The sequence below is a fragment of the Nocardia aurea genome (assembly GCF_003123685.1).
Taxonomy (GTDB): Bacteria; Actinomycetota; Actinomycetes; order Mycobacteriales; family Mycobacteriaceae; genus Nocardia; species Nocardia aurea.
This window is the reverse complement of sequence record NZ_QCYJ01000020.1, coordinates 13639-32856: the sequence shown is the minus strand read 5'-3', so window position 1 is coordinate 32856 and position 19218 is coordinate 13639. Positions and strand designations below refer to the sequence as shown.

General features: G+C 64.5%; 15 protein-coding genes and 1 pseudogene. 9 read left to right on the top strand and 7 right to left on the bottom strand.

What is annotated here, in order from left to right; all coding sequences use genetic code 11:
* Positions 1-116 precede the first annotated feature (116 nt).
* The 5 genes from DAT37_RS05190 to DAT37_RS05175 all read right to left on the bottom strand — a co-directional run bounded on the left by DAT37_RS05190 (position 117) and on the right by DAT37_RS05175 (position 9143).
* The gene (locus DAT37_RS05190) at positions 117-1949 is read right to left on the bottom strand and encodes a caspase family protein (RefSeq protein ID WP_157978281.1); all 1833 of its coding nucleotides are present in this window, start codon (positions 1947-1949) and stop codon (positions 117-119) included.
* 35 nt (positions 1950-1984) lie between these two features.
* Positions 1985-2350 (bottom strand): effector-associated constant component EACC1, encoded by a 366-nt coding sequence (locus tag DAT37_RS43835; RefSeq protein ID WP_157978280.1) that lies wholly within the window; start codon positions 2348-2350, stop codon positions 1985-1987.
* 163 nt (positions 2351-2513) lie between these two features.
* Positions 2514-5183: a tetratricopeptide repeat protein gene (locus DAT37_RS05185; protein ID WP_232839529.1), complete on the bottom strand. Its 2670-nt coding sequence runs from the start codon at positions 5181-5183 to the stop codon at positions 2514-2516.
* A gap of 524 nt (positions 5184-5707) precedes the next feature.
* Positions 5708-6988, bottom strand: coding sequence for a pentapeptide repeat-containing protein (locus DAT37_RS05180; RefSeq protein WP_109523542.1), 1281 nt, complete (start codon positions 6986-6988; stop codon positions 5708-5710).
* 514 nt (positions 6989-7502) lie between these two features.
* Positions 7503-9143: an IS1634 family transposase gene (locus tag DAT37_RS05175; protein ID WP_109523541.1), complete on the bottom strand. Its 1641-nt coding sequence runs from the start codon at positions 9141-9143 to the stop codon at positions 7503-7505.
* A gap of 762 nt (positions 9144-9905) precedes the next feature.
* Here DAT37_RS05175 and DAT37_RS05170 point away from each other — a divergent pair.
* The 3 genes from DAT37_RS05170 (at position 9906) to DAT37_RS05160 (ending at position 12804) form a co-directional block, all read left to right on the top strand.
* On the top strand, positions 9906-10223 hold the full coding sequence (locus DAT37_RS05170; protein WP_109523540.1) for a hypothetical protein: 318 nt from the start codon (positions 9906-9908) through the stop codon (positions 10221-10223).
* 1160 nt (positions 10224-11383) lie between these two features.
* Complete coding sequence (locus DAT37_RS05165) at positions 11384-11962, top strand: dihydrofolate reductase family protein (RefSeq protein WP_109523539.1); 579 nt, start codon at positions 11384-11386, stop codon at positions 11960-11962.
* Positions 11963-12366: 404 nt separating this feature from the next.
* On the top strand, positions 12367-12804 hold the full coding sequence (locus DAT37_RS05160) for a hypothetical protein (RefSeq protein ID WP_109523538.1): 438 nt from the start codon (positions 12367-12369) through the stop codon (positions 12802-12804).
* 294 nt (positions 12805-13098) lie between these two features.
* On the opposite strand, the gene DAT37_RS05155 is transcribed toward DAT37_RS05160, so the two are convergent.
* The gene (locus DAT37_RS05155; protein WP_109523537.1) at positions 13099-13572 is read right to left on the bottom strand and encodes a hypothetical protein; all 474 of its coding nucleotides are present in this window, start codon (positions 13570-13572) and stop codon (positions 13099-13101) included.
* A 36-nt stretch (positions 13573-13608) separates the two neighbouring features.
* Between DAT37_RS05155 and DAT37_RS46340 the strand changes: the two are divergent.
* From DAT37_RS46340 to DAT37_RS05140, 4 genes and pseudogenes are all read left to right on the top strand, one after another.
* Positions 13609-13815, top strand: a pseudogene (locus DAT37_RS46340) (TetR family transcriptional regulator); the annotation flags it as partial.
* Positions 13816-14307 carry a TetR/AcrR family transcriptional regulator gene (locus DAT37_RS05150; RefSeq protein WP_232839528.1) on the top strand — a complete coding sequence of 164 codons (492 nt, stop codon included), beginning with the start codon at positions 13816-13818 and terminating at the stop codon, positions 14305-14307.
* A 139-nt stretch (positions 14308-14446) separates the two neighbouring features.
* Positions 14447-15520 (top strand): alpha/beta hydrolase, encoded by a 1074-nt coding sequence (locus DAT37_RS05145; protein ID WP_232839527.1) that lies wholly within the window; start codon positions 14447-14449, stop codon positions 15518-15520.
* Between the two features lie 54 nt (positions 15521-15574).
* Positions 15575-16858 (top strand): vWA domain-containing protein, encoded by a 1284-nt coding sequence (locus DAT37_RS05140; protein WP_109523534.1) that lies wholly within the window; start codon positions 15575-15577, stop codon positions 16856-16858.
* Here the strand turns inward: DAT37_RS05140 and DAT37_RS05135 are convergent, their stop codons facing one another.
* A complete protein-coding gene (locus DAT37_RS05135; RefSeq protein WP_408637366.1) occupies positions 16859-17149 on the bottom strand; it encodes a hypothetical protein in 291 nt (96 codons plus the stop codon).
* 233 nt (positions 17150-17382) lie between these two features.
* On the opposite strand from DAT37_RS05135, the gene DAT37_RS05130 reads away from it, so the two are divergent.
* Together DAT37_RS05130 and DAT37_RS05125 are read left to right on the top strand one after the other, a co-directional pair.
* Positions 17383-17676, top strand: a complete 294-nt coding sequence (locus tag DAT37_RS05130) for a hypothetical protein (RefSeq protein WP_109523949.1) — start codon at positions 17383-17385, stop codon at positions 17674-17676.
* A 259-nt stretch (positions 17677-17935) separates the two neighbouring features.
* Positions 17936-19165 (top strand): cytochrome P450, encoded by a 1230-nt coding sequence (locus DAT37_RS05125; protein WP_109523532.1) that lies wholly within the window; start codon positions 17936-17938, stop codon positions 19163-19165.
* Positions 19166-19218 lie beyond the last annotated feature (53 nt).

The window sequence follows — 19218 nt, the reverse complement described above, 5'->3', positions numbered from 1 at the left end:
GATCAGATTGGCGTCCCGGCCGACCGCGACCGAACGCTCAGCTGTAGCCTGCACCCGACCTGCGACATCACCGCCCGCCAGCGGAAGGCCGGACGTTCCATCTTGCCCAGGCGCTGTCACGGCGCGGCCGGTCTGGGCGGCTGGTCGCCGGTGGAGATAGTGCCCGCGTCGCGCCCTACCGCGACCGAACGCTGACCGATTGCCGACACCGACTGCGGTGCAGACTCATCCTGCGGAGCGGGATCCTGCGAAACCGGTGCTAGGAACGGAGGCATCAGAGTGGCAGCAGTGTTGTCACCGGTGCTTATCGAGACCGCGTCACGACCCACCGCGACACTGCGCGGCCCCACTGCTAACACCGGCGCGGGCGGCGAGGGTTGGGGTGAAGGCGACGGAGCGGATCCGAACCCAGTTGATTCAGCCTGATCAGCTGCGAGCTTCGGTGCCAGCAAGCGGGCAAGGTGCAGTGCCTGATCAGCGCTATACCAGCCCTTTCCCCGCAGGTGATCGCTCCAGTCCATCTCGTCGAGTCGGCTGTAGAGGACCTCGTAGTGGGGTCGGTGTGCGGGTATCAATGCTCTTTCGGTGAAGAACCACGCATCCTCGGGCCCACCGAACTCTGCCTTCTGGAACACCTTTCGTATCGTGTCGCGATATCCCATCGGGGATTGCGCGCGTAGATTGGCGACCTCGACGAGCAGTTTGCTCAGACGGATAACTGATTCGGTGGGATCGTTCAGAAGTACGCCACGATCCTCACCTGCGGCACGCACAGCCTCGACGAGCTCCAGATAGAAACTGGTGATAGCTTCGTCAGGCTCCCAGACCTGTGTGGAGATGAGCGCACCGTCCTGCTTTTCGAGGAGGACCGTCAATTTGTCCTCGTCAGGGTCGACAAGGAATCGGTAGTACAGATCGGTATCCCACACGACCGATCGGACGCCGTGTGCGCTGATGACCTCTTCCTCGATCGCCAGCCTCAGAGCAGCGAAGAGCGCGCCACGGGAGGCGTCAGTGAGGATGCGTTCGTAGACACCTAGCTTGGTTTTGTGTTCCTGCTCTTGCCTGCTAAGAAGCCCCGCGCGTATGTCTTCGAGCGACGGAACGGTCTCTGCTGCCGGAGAGAATGCATCGCCCGCAGATCGTTGCGCTTCGGCGGGACCCAGCGTTTCGCTACTGGTCGCTGCGGCCTTGTCTGCTGTGTTCTCGGTTCCCTCGATGCCCGAGACGACTTGGGCGGCAGGCTCGGAGGGGCCAGGGATCGAGGTCGTGCGAGGGAAGAGAACGATCCGACCAGCGTTGTTGTCTGCTCGACGTCGAGGTTCGGGGTGTGCGTGGCGGCGCAGATGCTGCTGAGTATGGAGGTAGAGGTCGTCGAGAGCGACGCCGGGGTGCTGGGTCGCGGCGGCGAGGAGTGCGGCAGTGAAGGCGGTGTTGCGGTGTCCAGGTGGGGCGTAGGAGGTTTCGGTGCGGGAGGACGAGGTGATTGTGTAAGTGCCTGCGATGTCGGCTTGGCCGAGGACGGCGTCGGGCCCATCCGTCAACGCGTCGAGAGCGCGCCCGGAGAAGCAGCAGTCCAGGAGCAGAATACGGGTGCTGGCACTGCTTTCGGCGATTGCTTCACGGATTGTGGCGATCGATAGCGCGGTCCAGCGGGTACGTTCAGGGTCGGTGTTGGTCAAGGCCAGATGTAACCGTCCGCGGGAATCGAGAATCCCGTGGCCGGTGTAATAAACGATCAGGGTGTCTGCGGCTTGTTCGGCGGCATGCTCGATCAGGTTGCCGATCTCTGCAAGACTTGCCGGATTCAACACTCTGCGGCAGTTGTCCGGGTCCAGGACACCACCGGGGCCACTGAGCAGCCGATGGAGGTCATCGAGGTTGTTGGCGGCTGCCGGAATCGGGTGTAGCTGATCGGGCCGGTCGTAGGTACCGGCGCCGATCAGCACCGCGCGAGAGTGCTCACGCTGTGGTTGGCGGGTGGTCACTGCGGCGGAGTGGCGGGGCCGGTCAGTTCCTGGATCTGTCGCAGTACGGTTTTGGCGTCGAGGCGTTTGCCGTCGATCTTCACCGAGACTTCTCCGCGGGTGATGGTGAGATTGAGGTCGGAGCGGCGGTGGGTCAGCCAGGTGGTCAGGGTTCGTGCCAGCGCGGTGACGGTGGCACCTCCGGTGACAACGACGGTGAGGATCTCGGCGACTCCTCCGAGATCGCCTTCGCGGATCGGTGCGCGAGTCAGCCGGACCAGGCCACGCAGTGCGTCCTCGTCACGCAGCCAGTCCATTAGCTGCTCGGCAGCCTCGGGCCCGCCGTCGGTGTGGATCTGCACCTGCTCATCGAGATTCGGCATATCGAGTTCCCCTCCTCGGCATTGTCCACACGAAATTGAACACGAAGCGTAGCGGTGACCGCGTGGATGATCACCCTAACCCCCACAAGCCCCGGCACGGAACACGATTCACCATCCACACCACCGACCTCACGCGCTGCGAGCCAGGAACCAGGGTGCCCTATCAATCAGACGGCTGTTGCTTCCGTGCGACAGCGAGGTGATCGCGGATCATTCTGATGCTCGGATGTTCAGGCCCGAGGATTCGTTCGCTGTCAGCGAGGGTCTGCTCGTATAAGTTGATCGCGTCATTCGACCTTCCCGCCGCGACGTAGGCGTCAGCGAGGTTGTGGCGGGTGGTCAAGGTGTGCGGGTGCTCGTGACCCAGTAGCCGCTCGCGATCTGAGAGAGTCCGCGCGAACAACTCGATCGCCTCGTCCAGCCGTCCTGCCAACAAATAGGTGTAGGCGAGGTGGTTGCGTGAGGTCAGTACGTCGGGGTGATTGGTGAGGAGAACCCGTTCGCGGTCGGTGAGGATCTGCTCGAGCAACTCGATCGCCGCCGTGACTTGTCCCGCCGATCTGTAGGCGATGCCAAGGTTGTTGCGAGTGGTCAGCGTGTCGGGGTGCTGGTCTCCCAGTATTCGTTCGCGGTCGGTGAGGGTCTGCTTGAGCAATTCGATCGCGTCGGTGGCTCGTCCCATCGACGTGTATGCACTTCCGAGGTTATTGCGTGAATTCAGAGTGTCGGGGTGTTCGTCGCCGAGGATCCCCTCGCGGTCGGTGAGGGTTCTCTGGAACAAGTCGATTGCCTCGTCGAGCCGTCCCACCGCTTCGTAGGTGTAGGCGAGGTTGTGGCGGGAGTGCAGGGTGTCGGGGTGTTCGTCGCCTAGTGTTCGTTCGCGGTCGGTGAGGGTTCTCTGGAACAAGTCGATTGCCTCGTCGAGCCGTCCCACAGCCCTGTATGCACCGCTGAGGCTGTGGCGGGAGTGCAAAGTGTCGGGGTGCAGGCTTCCCAGTGTTTGTTCGCGGTCGGTGAGGTTCCGCTCGAACAACTCGATCGTCTCGGCGAGCCGCCCTACTGCCCTGTAGCTATAGGCGAGGCTGTGGCGGGAGTGCAGGGTGTCGGGGTGCTGGTCTCCCAGTGTTCGTTCGCGGTCGGTGAGGGTCTGCTCGTACAGCTCGATCGCGTCGTCCAGCCGACCGATCGAACTGTAGGTGTGGGCCAGGTAGTGGCGTGTGGTCAGGGTGTCGGGGTGCTGGTCTCCCAGTATTCGTTCGCGGTCGGTGAGGGTCTGCTCGAACAGTTCGATCGCCTCAAGGACTCGTCCCACCCCTCTGTAGGTATAGGCGAGGTTGTTGCGTGTGGTCAGGGTGTCGGGATAATCGATTCCCAGCATCTGCTCTTGGTCGGTGAGGGCTTGGTGGAGGTAGACCAGCGCGCTGGTGTGTAGGCCCTGGCCGAGCAGAAAATGTCCGGTAGCACTGAGGACCGCAGCGACAGTGATTGTTGGCGGGAGGCTGCGTACGTGACTACTGAGGGCGTCGATGTGGGGCAACAGCGCTCGCCAGCTCGGCCAAGTGGCCGGGTCCAAGTGGTCAGGTAACTCGGCACTCAAGTTGCGTGCCGCACGGTCGCGGGCTAGCTCGATCACTGCGGGATTGCGGTGGGGGTCGTTAAGATCTGGGGTGCGGGCCACTGCCTGCACAAGTCGGTGTATCGACAGCCGTGCGCGTTCAGGGTCCGGGGTGATCATGCTGTAGGCGGTGAGGATGCCGATCGCGGTGTTGAGCGTGGGCGGATCCGCCAGAGCTTGGCATAAAGTGAGGGGGATAGCATCTGGGCCGTACCAGGCCAGTGTGCGCAGTAGGTCACCCGCCGCTGGTTGGATGGCGGTGATCCGGTCCAAGGTCACCCGCCAGATCCGTGCGATGGCGCGATCGGGATCGGAATCGACGGCGGCCCGCCCGAACATGTCGGCGGGATAATCGGTGAGCATTGTCAGGTAAGTCCGCGGGGTGATGAACGGGTTCTGTGCCAGATACGCGCCAGCCTGTTCGATCGCCAGCGGCAGATGCCCCAGCGCGCTGCACAATTCGGCGGCACCGCTCTCATCGCGAGGACCGGCCATCGTAAGCAGACTGATAAGCAACTGCCGGGACTTCTCAGGGGCGAGGACATCCAAGCGCACGACCGCAATGCCCGACGGCCACCCGGTCGCTCGACGACTGGTGATGATGATTCGACCGCCAGCTTTGGCACGCGCAAGCAGCGGTTCGATGTCGGTGAGGCTGTGGACGTTGTCAAGGATCAGCAGCCACCCAGTGTGGGTTGCCAGCCACTGCGAACCGCGCTCGGCCAGTTGCTCGATATCCAGCACCTTCGCCAGCACGGGCTGCAACGCGGTTGCGAAATCCGCCAGACCCTGCGTGATCTCGGCCGCAGTGTCCGCTCCGATCCACAGGATCGGGGAGTATCCGTGCGGTCGATCGTAGGCCCACCGCGCGATCAGGGTGCTCTTGCCGATCCCGCCCAGCCCATGCACAGCTACTACTACCGGCCCGGGCTCGCCGAGAACGGTGTCGAGCTGGCCGAGCTCGACTTCGCGCCCGACAAACGGCCCTGGCCAGGCTGGCGGCTTGTCGATCCCGGGTGGGGCGTCGACTTCAGCGATGGGCGGGAATGCCCCCACCGAAAGCTCTACAACCTGGACGCTGGCATTGTCCCCGGTCTGGATTAGCCGAGCGTCTCCTCCAACAGCAACCGAACGGGGGCCTTCCGCGTGCACACCGCAAGCAGAAACCGTCTCGGACGGGATGGCGGGCTGCTGCTGGCCTGGATCGTCATTTTTCACGGTGAGGGCGGTCCGGGCTGATCACCAGTGGAGATGCTGCCAGCATTCCCGCCGATTGCGACCGAACGTGTTCCCCCCGCTGTCACAGTCCCTGACGCAGGCGCAGCCGATGAGCCCGACGGTGGCGCTATCGGCAACGTAGGGACGTTGTCACCGGTGCTGACCAACGCTGCGTCACCGCCTACCGCAGCGCTGCGGTCACCGGAGGCTTCTATCGAGCGTGAAGGCTCGGGTGGCGTTGTGGTGGACTGCTGCCTTTGGAACTGCCATACCGAGGTCGCGATGCCAGCCACGGTCAATGCTGCGACGAGCGTCCACATCCACAACGGACCGCCGCCTGTTGCCAGGTTCACCACCACTGCTAGCCCAGTACTCGATACCCCCGCCACCGCGATCGGCACCGCTACCGGCAAGAACGAACTTTGCCCCGCACTCATGCAACCTCCCCGCATCGTAAGTCACCGCTGGACTGGCTCAACTCAACTGAAAAATCTTCCACCTCACCGCTGTTCCCGCTACCTCGACTACGCGGCCGGTACGACAATCGGCGGCCAATCTTGTGGCTCGACATTGGTGGGTTTCTGGCTGAGATCCTGGTCCCAGTCGAATGCCGGTGCCGGAGGACCCCACTGCTTTGGCCTGACAAAGGAGATGGCCTCAGTGCCGAAATCTACCTGTACAAACGAGGCATCGCCGGAGAATTTTGCATCACCGAACTCGGCGGTGCTGGCGAATCTCACGTTGTGAAACTCGGCTATGCCAGAGAAGGTCGTACCACCGAACTCTGCGGCGCCGAGGAAGGTCGCGCCGCCGAATCTGGCGGTGTCGGAGAAGGTCGTGCCGCCGAATCCGGCGGCGCCGAGGAAGGTCGCGCCGCCGAATCTGGCGGTGTCGGAGAAGGTTGTGCTGCCGAAGCCAGTGGTGCCGGAGAAGGTCGTGCCGCCGAATCCGGCGGTGCCCAGGAAGGTCGCGCCGCCGAACCCGGCCGGGCCGAGGAAGGTGGCGCCGCCGAATTCGGCGTAGCCGGAGAAAGTCACACGACCGAACTTGGCAGCGCCCGAGAATTTCACATTGCTGAGGTCGATGTTCTCAAGATGTGCAGTGCGAAAATCGAAGTCGCATGACGACCAGTTTGATTCGGCAGTGGGGCGGAGATGGTCAGCGACGACGCGGACGATGGTAGCGCGGACTTCGCGATCGTTGTGTCGGTATTCGAGGTGACATTCCTGATCGTCGGAGCGTGTGCCATCCGAACTCGCACGGTGCTGTTTGAGGATCAGTTTGCTCTGGTGGTTGGCGCCAAACTCAGGGCGGTAAGGCATTCGCAGGTATCCGCACAGTACGTTGATACATTGCTGGCGGTGCAGGCCGTCGGATCCGTCGGCGACACCCGCCATCGCATACACCCCGGCGATGCGAACCGCGACATCGGTCGCGCCGAGTTGTGAAGCCGCAGCGCCAAAGCGCTCGACGAACCGAGACTCTTCCATATCTCGTTGGCGTCGATATGCGATGACCAACGCGACGACGCCACCGACGCCCGCGACGACTGTCAATGCGACGCGGGTGACGTCGATCTCTGCGGCATCCTTCTTCGTATCGACCGAGATGGTCCAGCGCAGGAAACCGTACGCGACGAACGCGGCACTTAGTCCGGTCAGCAGGGCGAGGGCGACTGCGGTGAACAATCGGATCCGTCCGATGCGGCGGCCCAATGCCGCGCGGGAGTCTTTGCTCGCCCACGCGCGCAGCGTGGCCGCCTTCGTACGTGCCCGTGCGCGAACCGCGCTCACTTTACCGGCCATCGTACGATTCTCCGTGATCCGAGTTCATCTCACCCAGTCATCGGAGTACCTGACGCGGACTACGGGCAAGCCGACCGGTTGTTTCGCAGCCGACACTCTGTGGTCTCGGCTGTCGAAAGTTTGCTCGATTAGACACGGGATCGCGAGGAGTCTGGCTGTGAACCCGAGCGTCGACGTCTATTGACTCATCGAGGTCTACATTTACTCTACTTTTTCAACAAGACGTGATCGAATATGGTGGAACACCAACGTATTCAAGAGTCCGCAGCCGCTCGGCATCTGTGCTGATAGAACTACTTATCCGAAGACACAACGGTCTCGGTGAAGTTATCCGCCAGCTATGGACTTGTACTCCATTGGTCGCGGGTTCGAGCCCCGCCCGCCCCACAAACACCCGGTGACCAGCGGGTTTTGTTTTTCTGGAGAGGTTTCGATCTAGAACAGCGCTCCTCCACCAATGGATTCTGCGAGAACGCGCGCTCCCGAGTTTGTTCATTTGGCTTAGTGCGTGACGTCAGCCCCGCATCGCTGCCAGAAGTGCCTGCTCATCGGCCGGGATGTGCGGGTCGAAGGTCTGCTCGGCGCCGTTGATCGTGATCGTCGCCGACCGCAGGACCCGTAGCCGCCGCACGTTTGCCCGGATGCTCTCACCGGTCCGGTCCTGCGCGGTGCGTGCGACCGCCAACGCGGTGAACACGATCGTCAAATGAGCTTCGATCGCGTCCCTGGTCCGCGCGAACATGGGCCGCGCGGCGAGATCGGTCTTCGACATGCGAAACGACTGCTCGACATGCCAAAGATCGTGGTAGGAGCCGATCACCTCACCCGCGCCCATCATGTCGACCGGCAGGTTGGTCACATAGCCTTTCAAGCCCGCCAGGCGGCGGGCCCGAGCGAGCGCGGCCTCGTCGAGGGTCTTGCCGGCCTTGCTGTTTTTCACGAACCGCGGTGCCCGGTCGGCCTTCTCGCCCGCGATCACCTCGCGCGCCCGGGTTTCCTGGACGTTGAGGGTGCGGTTGTCGCGGAGGCAGCGTTTGGTCGAGTAGGCCCAGACCGCCCGCCACGATCCGGGATAGGTGCCGGGGTCCCAGACCGGTTCGGCGCGAACCGAGGGACTGTTGTCGAGGTTCGCGCCGCGTTTGGGGGTGACGGTGTCGATGACCTGCCCGTCGGTGAATATCTCTCCATGCCAGTGGAAGTGGGATTCCAGATCGATCGGGGCTTTGGTGACGCGGGATCCGACGATGAACCGCAGATCGGCGTCGTCGAGAGCGGTCAGGTTCTCCGCTGACAGCATGCCGGCGTCAGCGACGATCACGAACGAGGCGAGCCGGTGCCGTGCCTGGAACTGCCGCACGATCGGCACGACCGTGTGTTTCTCGGCCTTGTTGCCCTCGAAACAGCCTATCTCCAAAGGGAATCCGTTCCGGTCGACCAGCAATCCGACCACGATCTGCGGGTCGACGCGGCGTTCCTTGCTGTAGCCGACCTTGCGGAGCTGGTCTTCTTTCTCCGCCTCGAAATACAGGGTCGTCACGTCGTAGAGGCACAGCGACACGTCACCGCTGGTCGTGGCGTGGGTGAAGCACGCCTCGGCGATCCGGTCGCGATAGCCATCGGCGGCGCTGACGGCGCGGCCCAGCGTGCGGCGCAGGGTGGAGTAGGAGGCGGGTTCGCGGCCCATCTCGGTGAGGACCCGGCCGGTGTCGGCCAGCGAGGTCGGCTCGACCAGCCGCGCGATGACGAGGTCGCGGAACACGTCGTCGGCGACGGCGGTGGTGAAGCCGAGTGAGTCGTAAACCGTTGCCAGAGAACCGAACAGCAGTCGGGAACTGGTGCCCGTGACCCGCCCCGGGCTGACGGGTCCAGCCGGCGACGCGGTGGTCGGCGTGGTCTCGAGCAGGGTGTCCGTCGGTGCCGCTGGTACGCCGATCAGGGCCGTACGCGGCTGAACCGGTTCCAGACCGAGGTCGAGTTGGCCCTGGTCACGGTCTTCGACCAGTTCCCGGGCGCGGGCGAGCAGGATGCCGAGTTCGGCGTCGGTGTGGGCGGACCCGATGTGGGCGATGATGCGTTGACGGCGGCCGCTGGTGTATTCGGCGACCTGGACCGCAGTCGCGCCGGACGCTGTGCGGACCCGCCGGATGAACGCCACGAACCCCGACTCTACCGGCCGGTTAGTGCGTGAAATCCACCATCCCCACAACCGTCATGCCTGGTCAGCGCGGTGCAGTCAGCCGAAACCCGTTGACCTGAACAAACTCAGGTTCGAGCCCCGCCCGCCCCGCAAACACCCGCTGACCAGCGGGCTTTTGTTTTTCTGGAGAGGTTTCGATCTAGAACAGCGCTCCTCCGCGAATAGATTCTGCGAGAACGCGCGCTGCGGGCACCGGAAGGGTGATCGCCGCAGTTGCGCGGTTCGTGACGGTAGACGACTGTCCGGTGATCGAGTTGATCAACGACGATTCCTGTGTCGAGAATGAAATATCCTTCGACAGTGGCGGTTTCGTGAATCGGGGGCTGGTCGTAGGAGGTCTCCGCGTTGAAGTGCGGACCTGTGGGTGGAGTCGTCCACTCTGGCTGCCCAGGCGGTGCCGTGATTTGCCGATACCAGCGATGTCTCCGATGCCGCCTGCGGTGGTGGTGGTCAGCAGGGGATCTCCTGCGGGTATCGAAGTTCGGGATCTCCAGGCAACCAGTTGGTGTAGCGCGGCTCATCCTGAGCAACTCACGAACGCCCGTAGGTGGAGGTCGTTGACCTACCTCGGCCATGGCCCGAGGTAGTGGTGTTATCCAGTGAGGACCAGGTGTATGCAAGGCTCTCGAATGCCGCGCGACGCACCATCGATGAAGGTCCGAGTAACATCTGCGACCCGCTGGCGATCTTTCAGACAACATCGATTCAGGAGGTTTCGAAATGCTCTCTGCGAAGCGATTCGCCGCAGGCGTCGTCGTCGTCGCCGCAACCGCTGCCTCTGTGCTCGCTGGTGGCGGCGTGGCCCAGGCCGACGTGCCGGTGTGGCAGGCGAACTGTCACCTCTACAACGTCTTCAATACCGGGGGGATGGCGAATTGTGAGTTGCCGACCTGGCATCAGGTGAAGCTCACGTGCGTCGCGTGGCCGGTCCCGTTCGTCTATTGGAAGTACGGCCCGGTGCAGTACGGCCAGAATCAGTCGTGGGCCAGTTGCGATTCGCTCAATGCGTTGGTGCAGATCGAGGTCATCCAGGCATAGGTCGCGTGCGGGCCGGATGTCACTACCGATTCGGTGGACGGAATCGGCACCGCGCATTTCCGGGATTCGGATGGCGAGGACACGTTCTTCCGCTCTGTTTCACATGATGTCAGGGTGATTCCCGGGTACGCAGGTGACGGCGTCACGGGAAATCATCGCTGCCCGGCAGGTCCGTCCGTCGGTGGAGATTCGGGGCCACCGCTGCGGCCACGGTCACCGTCGGTGTCGGACCTGTTGCCGGGGCTGTTGTCGACTCGGCGGGGGCGGATATTAACGGTCGCGGCATCGCCACCGGCGCGTTTGCGTCGCAGTACGTCCAGGTCGAAGACAGTCGCCTCGTGGTCCGCATCGCCAGGATCAGCCGTCGGGGCGGCGGGGCGGGGCGGGCCCGGGTCGACCGGCCACCACCCTGTCTCGCGCTGTAGTTCCGAGCGGAGCACGGGCCTGGTCGGTGGCGGATCGGAGAGGCTGTCACCTTCCGAACGCCAGGTCTTGTGGGGACGACCGTCGGCGTCATCTGTCACGCGACGCGGGCGACGCGGTAGCCGGACGACTTTCGACCCGCCTTCTCCGGTCCCCGCCGAATCGGTTTCGGCAGACCTCATTCCTTCGAGTTCCCGGCGTAGCTGATCCCGCGCGTCGGATCTCTTCCCTTCGACCCGTGGCGCGGAATGCCGTCCCGGTACTTCCTGATCAGACATGGGTCAGCCGCCGCCGAGTTCGGTTTCGGCCATCGATGCACCGATTGTCGGTTCATCGAGTTCATATCTGATCTCATTGCCGATTGCACTCACCCCTACATTCTCTCTCAGACTCGCCGCATTCGGTTCCCGGGTGATTGCCTGAGTATCGGAGCACGGCTCGTGCTGGTGGGAGGCCGGACACCGCGTCGGCCGTAGGCTGCACGGTCCGCGCCTGCTTGTGAAGATGGCCGGTCGCTCGGATATCGACCAGAGGTCGAACCGCGGACACACGCTCGCCTGCCCGCGAGGTTGAGCCATCAAGACGCATCCGGCGTGGGCCGCAAACCACTGTCACTGCCGGTCGAGTTCTGCGCCGCATCCGGGACGATTGGGCTCGAGCGGCCACCGGCGATGAGTTTCGCCGTGGTCCCCGGTCTCTACCCGTAGACAGGATCAACCGCACCCGAGGAGAGCGTCATGACCGTCACCTACACCTTCGATGTCTTTTCCAGCCTCGACGGGTACGGCACCGCCAGCAGTGGCGACTGGGGCGGCTACTGGGGAAAACAAGGCCCCGAACTGCTCGACCACCGACTCGACCTGTACGCGGCGGAGCAGCGGATGGTGTTCGGGGCCAACACCTATCGGGCGTTCACGCAGATACTGGCCGACGCTACCGAGGAGTCGGTGCGTGACCCCTGGGTCACCCGGATGAGGAGTCTCCCGGCGACGGTGGTGTCGACCACCCTGGAGGGGCCTCTCGACTGGCCGGACGCGACCGTCGTCAGCGGTGATGCCGTCGATGTCGTCGCCCGGCTGAAGCAGGAGTCCGACGTGCCGTTGCGCTCGCACGGCAGTTTGTCGATGAATCGGGCGTTGATGGCCGCGGGCCTGGTCGACCGCGTCCAGGTGACGATCTTCCCTGTCATCACAGGTCGGACCGGTTCCGACCCGATCTTCCGAGGCGCGGCCGACTTCGACCTGGAGCTGATCGAGAGCCGGACACTGGACGGCAATATCCAAGAGCTCGTCTACCGCCCTACCCTGCATGGCTGAGGTCGATGCCCGGGGCGGACCCGACTACGCGAGCAGCCCGCGCGTGCGGACGTGGGTGACCGGTTCGGTACAGCGATGATCTGCAAACGTGTTGGTTGGTCCTCTGACGCTATGTCCGGCGGCGCAAGCCCTCGCTTTCTGCTGCCGGTTCGTCGACGCTTCCGGTCCGCAGTGGAAGCAGCGGAACCCGAATCCGGGCCGATTCTGCCTTGAATACGACGTGCCTCTGACACCGGCAAGTTCCCGGTGCTGACCTGCCGACAGCCCGATACCACGCCGGTACCGCCGCTCACACGACCCCAATCCCATTGGTGTACCGAATTGTTCGCTATGTCGATACACGGGTAGTCCTTCGTGAGACCCTTCCCGGCGCGGTCAGCACGGATTCACCCGAAAGGATATCGATGAATGCAACAAGGTCAGCATTGACGATCGGCGTCGCTTCTGTCGCGGCGGCGGGTCTGTGCGCCACTGCCGCACCGGCCTCCGCGGTGTACGACGTACGCAACTTCCCGACCGTCTATGCCCTCGCCGAGGGCGGTCTCTGCCTCGCGCAGATCGACGCGGGTGTCGGTCCGGAAAGTCGAGGCCTGGCCAGTTTCCTGGTTCGGTCGAATACCTACGGGGTCGGCGCCTGCTCGGTGCCGATCACGCTCGACTGGCGCAATCTCGACACCGGTGAGACCGGTTCGCGCACCGTCACGGTGCCGGGCCCGGGGTCTTGGGGAATCGGCCGCTCGGCCATGTTCCGCCCCGGCGGCGTCGGCAATTTCACCGCCACCCTGACCGTCGGCACCGCGCATCTGCCGGAGCCGGGCACGATCGAGTTCCGCGTGGACTGACCGCGGCTGCCCTCCGCGGTCTCACGGGTTCCGCCGTGCAGGTAGTCGGAGCACGGTCGCACCCGATGGATCCCCGCACCGAATTCGAGATGCCGCTGATCCTGTAGCGCGCCCCGACAGCTGTCGACGGCGAAGGGACGCACGGTTCAGGGGAGCGGCTCGGCGGTCGCGCTCGATGCGGGTATGTGAATTCGCAGCCGCCCGCCGCCATGCTGATGAAATTCGCGTACTCGAATACCGGCCTCGGCACACCCCGACGACGACCGACCGAAATACGCAGCGGGATCCCAGCGCTCATCTCTCGTAAGCGGGCCCCTGCCGCAGCAGATGCTGATCGACCAGTTTCCGCCACCGCCGCTGCCGATAGCGGAAGATCCCGACCGCCGCCAGGGTCACGACGGGCGTCGCGAATCCCGCGTCGATCTCGACGGTGTCGGTGTAGCGGCACAGGTCCGGGCCGAGTCGCTCGACGTGCAGGGTGTGGTTCCAGGTCCTGATGATGCCGCCGTGTTCGTTGGTGCGAATCGTCGTGGTGGCGTCATCGATGTCGACGATGCCGATGGTGTGCCGGTACGCGGGAATGATGTGGAACGCGAACAGCCATGCGGTGCCGCGTTCGCCGACGCGGAACGGTTCGACGCGGCCGGCGAGGGCGGGCACGCCGAACAGTCCGCGGCACAGGTACAGGAATGTCGCCGGTGAGCGCATCGCCTGCCAGACCCGGTCGGCGTCGGTCGGTAGTTCGGTCTGTACTCGAATGGTTCGCATCGTGGACTCCCGCAGGTGGATAGTTAGGGTTGCCTAATTCTGTGTGATCATGGATGGGCCGACTACTCGCTTTCGACAGGGGAGGCCGCCATCGCGCCGACGGACCGGTTTCGGCCGCGTAAGCAGCCCAAACAGCAGCGTGCCGCCCAGACGAGGCGGTGGATCCTCGATGCGGCGGCTCACGTTTTCTCCGAGCACGGGTACGCGGCGGGGACGACCAATCGGATCGCGGAGCGGGCCGGGGTGTCGATCGGATCGCTGTACCAATATTTCCCGAACAAGGACGCGATACTGCGCGCGCTGATGGAGGAGCATATCGACGCGGGTGGCCGGATTCTGCGGGAACGGCTCGCGGGCGGTCTGCCCGCGGGGCTCGATGACATCCTCCGGCTGTTCATCGGTGCGACGATCGACAATCATCGCGCCGATCCGGGATTGCACCGGGTGTTGTTCGAGGAGGCGCCGCGTTCGGCGGAGCTGCTGGCGCGGTTGCACGACAGCGAGAATCTGGCGGTCGGCGCGGTCGCGCATCTGCTCGACGGTCATCCGGAGGTGGCGGTCGCGAACAACACGCTCAGTGCGCGGATAGTCGTGGCGGCGGTGGAGTCGCTCGTGCATCGGCTCATCACCGCGCGGGCGCCGGTGGAGTCCGGGCAACTCGAGGACGAATTGGTCGTTCTGCTCGGTGCGTATCTGCGTCGCGATCATGCCGAACCGTCCTCGGCGTCGGGGTGACCCGGAGCGCGATTGTGTTCTGTGCCAATGGCGGACGCTCGGGTTGACGAGATGAGCCAAAGGCGCGCCGGGCGTCGTCGCGGCGGATCCGACGGGGTTAGGGTCGGGCCGAAAGATGCCGCGTCGATGGAGGTGCCGCGTGGGTGTCCGGTGTGGACTGGCCGCTGTGCGCGGCGCGGTCCTTCTCGTCGCCGTTGTCGTGGGGGTCGACGCGGTGTGCTGGTCGGCGGCGGCCGAGCCGCGGACATCGGTCGCGGCGCGGGCCATGGCGACGGCACGGCCCGCGCCCGACGGTTCCCGATTGACGGCGGCGGAGGCGGGGCCGGGGCGGGTCGTGAATCTGACGGTGCGTTCGGAGGCGATGGGCAGCGAGGTGCGGGTCGCGGTGCTCCCGGCAGCCGACGATTCGACGGCCGCGCCGAGTCTGTATCTGCTCAACGGGGTCGACGGCGGTAGCGAGACGGGGCGGTGGCGCGACGGGAGCAACTGGCTCACCAAGACCGACGCGGAACAGTTCTTCACCGGTGAGCGGGTGAATGTGGTGATGCCGGTCGGCGGCGCCGGCACGTTCTTCGCGGACTGGCGGGCCGAGGATCCGGTCATGGGCAAGCAGCGCTGGACCACCTTCCTCACCGGCGAGCTGCCGCCGATCATCGATTCGGCGTTCGGCGGCAACGGTGTGAACGCCATCGCGGGACTGTCGATGGCGAGTTCGGCGGTGTTCCGCTTGGCGTTGGCCGCGCCGGGGCTCTATCGCGCGATCGGCTCCTACAGCGGTTGCGTGCGGACCAGTGATCCGCTCGGGCAGGCGATGGTCAGCGCCATCGTGACCGGTAAACGCGGCAATCCGGCGAATATGTGGGGGCCGCCGTCGGATCCGGCGTGGGCCGCCAACGACCCGTATCTGCATGCCGAACGGTTGCGCGGCACCGTCATCTACGTGTCGACCGGCACCGGGCAGCCGGGCCCGCTCGACACCATGGACGGTCCGGGCATCGATTCGGATTCCCGAAAACTGCTGGACCAGTTGCTCATCGGTGGTGCGCTCGACGCGATGACGTGGTCCTGCACCCAGCAGTTGCGCGACCGTTTCCAGGAATTGGGGATCGCGGCCACCTTCGATTTCCGGGAGAACGGCACCCATTCGTGGGGGTACTGGCAGGAGGATCTGCACAATTCGTGGCCGGTCCTGCGCGCGGCACTTCACGAGTAGCCGGATGCTCGCTGCCGTACGCTGAGCTCCGACGCGTCGAAAACAGGAGTCTCGGTGGTTCATTCGCTGGTCAAAGGGCAGAACGGCCCGTTATCGGTGCCGCGCGCCGAGGTGTCGGTCCGGCTCGCCGCCCCCGCCGATGTCTCCGCGCTGCTCGTCACGGAATCCGGCAAGGTCCGCTCGGACGCCGATTTCGTCTTCTTCAATCAGCCCGACGCGCCCGGGGTGCGACTGCGACCGGGGACGCCCGCCTCGCTCGCGCTGTCACCGGCGGAGATTCCCACCGATATCGCGCAGGTCCGAGTCGTGATCACCCTCGACGATCAGCGGGCCACCTTCGGACAGTTCGCCGCCCCCGTCGCGACCGTCGCCGACGCCACCGGAAACCTGCTCTACGAGTACTCGATCGACGGGCTCGGCAGCGAATCGGTCGTCATCGCGCTGGAACTCTATCGCCGTGGCGCCGACTGGAAGGTGCGGGCGGTGGGGCAGGGGTACGCGGGCGGCTTCGCGGCGCTGGTCACCGATCACGGTGTGAGCGTGGACGACGAGGCCGCCGAACCCGCCGCCACGAACGCGGTCGCGACGCCGCCCGCTGCCGCCGCACCGGTGGTGCGCTCCGTCCCGGGCGAGGCGGCGCTGTCGCTGGAGAAGCGCGCGAAACTCGACCTGCGCAAACGCGCCGTCGCCGAGGTGTTGGATCAGAAGTCCGCGTCGGGTGTCCGTGCCAGGGTGGTGCTCGTCATCGACAAGACCGGAAGCATGCTCGCGCAGTACCGCAACCGGGTGGTGCACCGGGTGGTCGAGCGGATGATCCCGATCGCCACCCAACTCGACAACGACGGCACCCTGGAGGCGTATCTCTACGCTCGCATGTTCGTCAAACTGCCCGATATCGCTGTGCAGCACGGCGAGCAGTGGGCGCAGACCTTCCTGCACCTGGGCGGAACGCACGAGGGCATCGACTACGACGCGCTCGGCGCGCGCAACGAGGAAGTGCCGATCATGCGCGACATCATCGACTCGCTGCGCCCCGGCGACCTGCCGACGCTGGTGCTGTTCTTCACCGACGGCGGATTCGCGAAGAAACGCGAAATCGCCGAATTGATGCGCGAAGCCTCGCATCTGCCCGCGTTCTGGCAGTTCGTCGGACTGGGTAAGGCCAATTACGGTCTGTTGCGCAGCCTCGATGAACTGGAAGGCCGAATCATCGACAACGCGGGCTTCTTCGCACTCGACGACATCGACAAGGTCGACGACGGCGAACTCTACGCCAGGATGCTCGGCGAGTTCCCGGACTGGCTTCGCGCCGCCCGCGCGGCCGGAATCACCGGCTGATCAGCCGATCACGGCATTCATGATGGTGCCCGCACTGGTCGCGACCACCCCGCCGATCATCGCTCCGGCCACCATCTTCGGTGATTCCAGACCGCCGCCGGACCACTTCTCCCAGGCGAATCGACCGCCCGCGTAGACGATGGCGATGATGCCCGACAGCAGGACGAACCAGGTCAGGTACTGGACGAGCTGGAGGATCTTGTCGGCCACGGGCGGCGCCTCGGGCGAGGGGTTGCCGATCTGGGCAAGAACGTCATAGGTGGAGACCAGTATCATTGGCGTGCTGCTCATTCTGATTCGGGCGGGCTCGGGACCGGTGGGGCGTCCCTATGGATGGTATCGGGTTCTCGAGGGCGACGCAGGCGCCTGGTTGCACGAGACCGGGTCGCTCTGGATGATGGGTACTGCGCGGCGGCCGGTCATCGGTTCGTCGTGGCCGGTGGTTCCGCCCGGCGGTGTCGTCGGCGAATGCGTCGGCACCCGAGCAGCTTTCGCCCTTCGGGGGATACAGGGAGGATCTCGCGGTGAGTATCGTGCTGACAACATTCGGCGACAGTGTCGGAACGCTGGCCCAGATCGGCAACCCGACTCCCGAGCCGCCGCCCCTGTCGGACAAGATCATGCAGTTCGTTCGCTACATCACCTGGTTCGCCATGCTGTCCGGAATCCTCGCGATCGTCTACGCCGGAGGCAAGTTCGCCTGGGAGAAGTGGCAGGGCAGCGGTCTGGAATCGCCGAAGATGGTGGCAGGAGCCATGATCGGCGGAGTGGTCGCGACCAGTGCTGGCACCATCATGAACGCGGTGATCGGCGCCTGACGGAGTCGCCCTGTCGCTCCCTTCGCTTCGGTGTAAACCGACGGTAAACCCACGCGCCGAGAAAAGTGAACATGATTTACTAAATACTGTTCACAAACTATCCGGAGTGTGGTTCCATCTCCTTGGACGGCGTATACACGGCGGTGCGAGCGACCTGCCCGCCGCGTGATCGGACCCATTCGAGCGTGGGCTCCCGGCTGCACCGTCCGGCCGACACAGCGCTGTGAGGTCTGTAGACCAGACCGGTAGGGAGATTGCCGTGACCGTTACCTCGATTCCCGAAGGATTCGATTTCACCGACCCCGACCTGCTCGCCACCCGCCTGCCTATCGAGGAATTCGCCGAACTGCGCAGGACGGCGCCGGTGTGGTGGTGCGCCCAACCCGACCGGGCCAGCGGATTCGACGACGGCGGCTACTGGGTGGTATCCAAACTCGCCGACATCAAGGAGATCTCGAAGAAACCCGAGATCTTCTCCTCGCACGAGAACACCGCGATCATCAGGTTCAACGAGGAGACCACACGCGAACAGATCGACATGCTCGGCGACATGCTGCTGCTGAATCTGGACCCGCCGCAGCACACCAAGGTCCGGCGCATCATCTCCAAGGGGTTCACCCCGCGCGCGGTGGAGAGTCTGCGTGCCGCGCTCACCGAACGCGCCGCGCGGATCGTGCACGAGGCCAAGAAGAGCGGCCGCGGCGATTTCGTCGAACAGATCGCCTGCGAACTGCCGTTGCAGGCCATCGCCGAACTCATCGGCATTCCGCAGGAGGATCGCAAGAAACTCTTCGACTGGACCAACCAGATGATCTCCTACGACGATCCGGAGTTCGACGGCAATCACCACGTCGCCACCGCCGAGGTGATGGGCTACGCCTGGAATATGGCCGAGGAGCGGCGCAGGTGTCCGGCCGACGATATCGTCACCCAGCTCATCAACGCCGATATCAACGGTGAACAGCTCGGTTCGGACGAATTCGCCTTCTTCGTGATCCTGTTGTCGGTCGCGGGCAACGAGACCACCCGCAACTCGATCACCCACGGCATGAAGGCCTTCATCGACAATCCGGCGCAGTGGGAACTGTACAAACAGCAGCGCCCGCGCACCGCCCCGGACGAGATCGTCCGGTGGGCGACCCCCGTCACCGCGTTCCAGCGCACCGCCACCCAGGACACCGAGATCGGCGGTCAGGCGATCAGGCAGGGGCAGCGGGTCGGATTGTTCTACAGTTCGGCCAATTTCGACGAGGACGGATTCGCCGATCCGTTCACCTTCGATGTGCTGCGCGATCCCAATCCGCACGTCGGATTCGGCGGTACCGGGACCCACTACTGCGTCGGCGCGAATCTGGCACGCTTGCAGATCGATCTGATGTTCAACGCCATCGCCGACGCGATGCCGAATATCCGCCAGATCGCCGATCCGGTGCGATTGCGTTCGGGTTGGCTCAACGGAATCAAGCGGTGGGAAGTCGAATACGCTTGAATCGAGGGTGAGCCCGCGCAACGGTGCCCGGGCGACATTCGAGGCGGGATGCC

Excerpts from the sequence above, each read along its gene's own strand:
- DAT37_RS43835 (WP_157978280.1), bottom strand. The coding sequence starts at position 2,350 with ATGCCGAATCTCGATGAGCAGGTGCAGATCCACACCGACGGCGGGCCC.
- DAT37_RS05180 (WP_109523542.1), bottom strand. The coding sequence starts at position 6,988 with ATGGCCGGTAAAGTGAGCGCGGTTCGCGCACGGGCACGTACGAAGGCG.
- DAT37_RS05170 (WP_109523540.1), top strand. The coding sequence starts at position 9,906 with ATGCTCTCTGCGAAGCGATTCGCCGCAGGCGTCGTCGTCGTCGCCGCA.
- DAT37_RS05165 (WP_109523539.1), top strand. The coding sequence starts at position 11,384 with ATGACCGTCACCTACACCTTCGATGTCTTTTCCAGCCTCGACGGGTAC.
- DAT37_RS05160 (WP_109523538.1), top strand. The coding sequence starts at position 12,367 with ATGAATGCAACAAGGTCAGCATTGACGATCGGCGTCGCTTCTGTCGCG.
- DAT37_RS05155 (WP_109523537.1), bottom strand. The coding sequence starts at position 13,572 with ATGCGAACCATTCGAGTACAGACCGAACTACCGACCGACGCCGACCGG.
- DAT37_RS05135 (WP_408637366.1), bottom strand. The coding sequence starts at position 17,149 with ATGAGCAGCACGCCAATGATACTGGTCTCCACCTATGACGTTCTTGCC.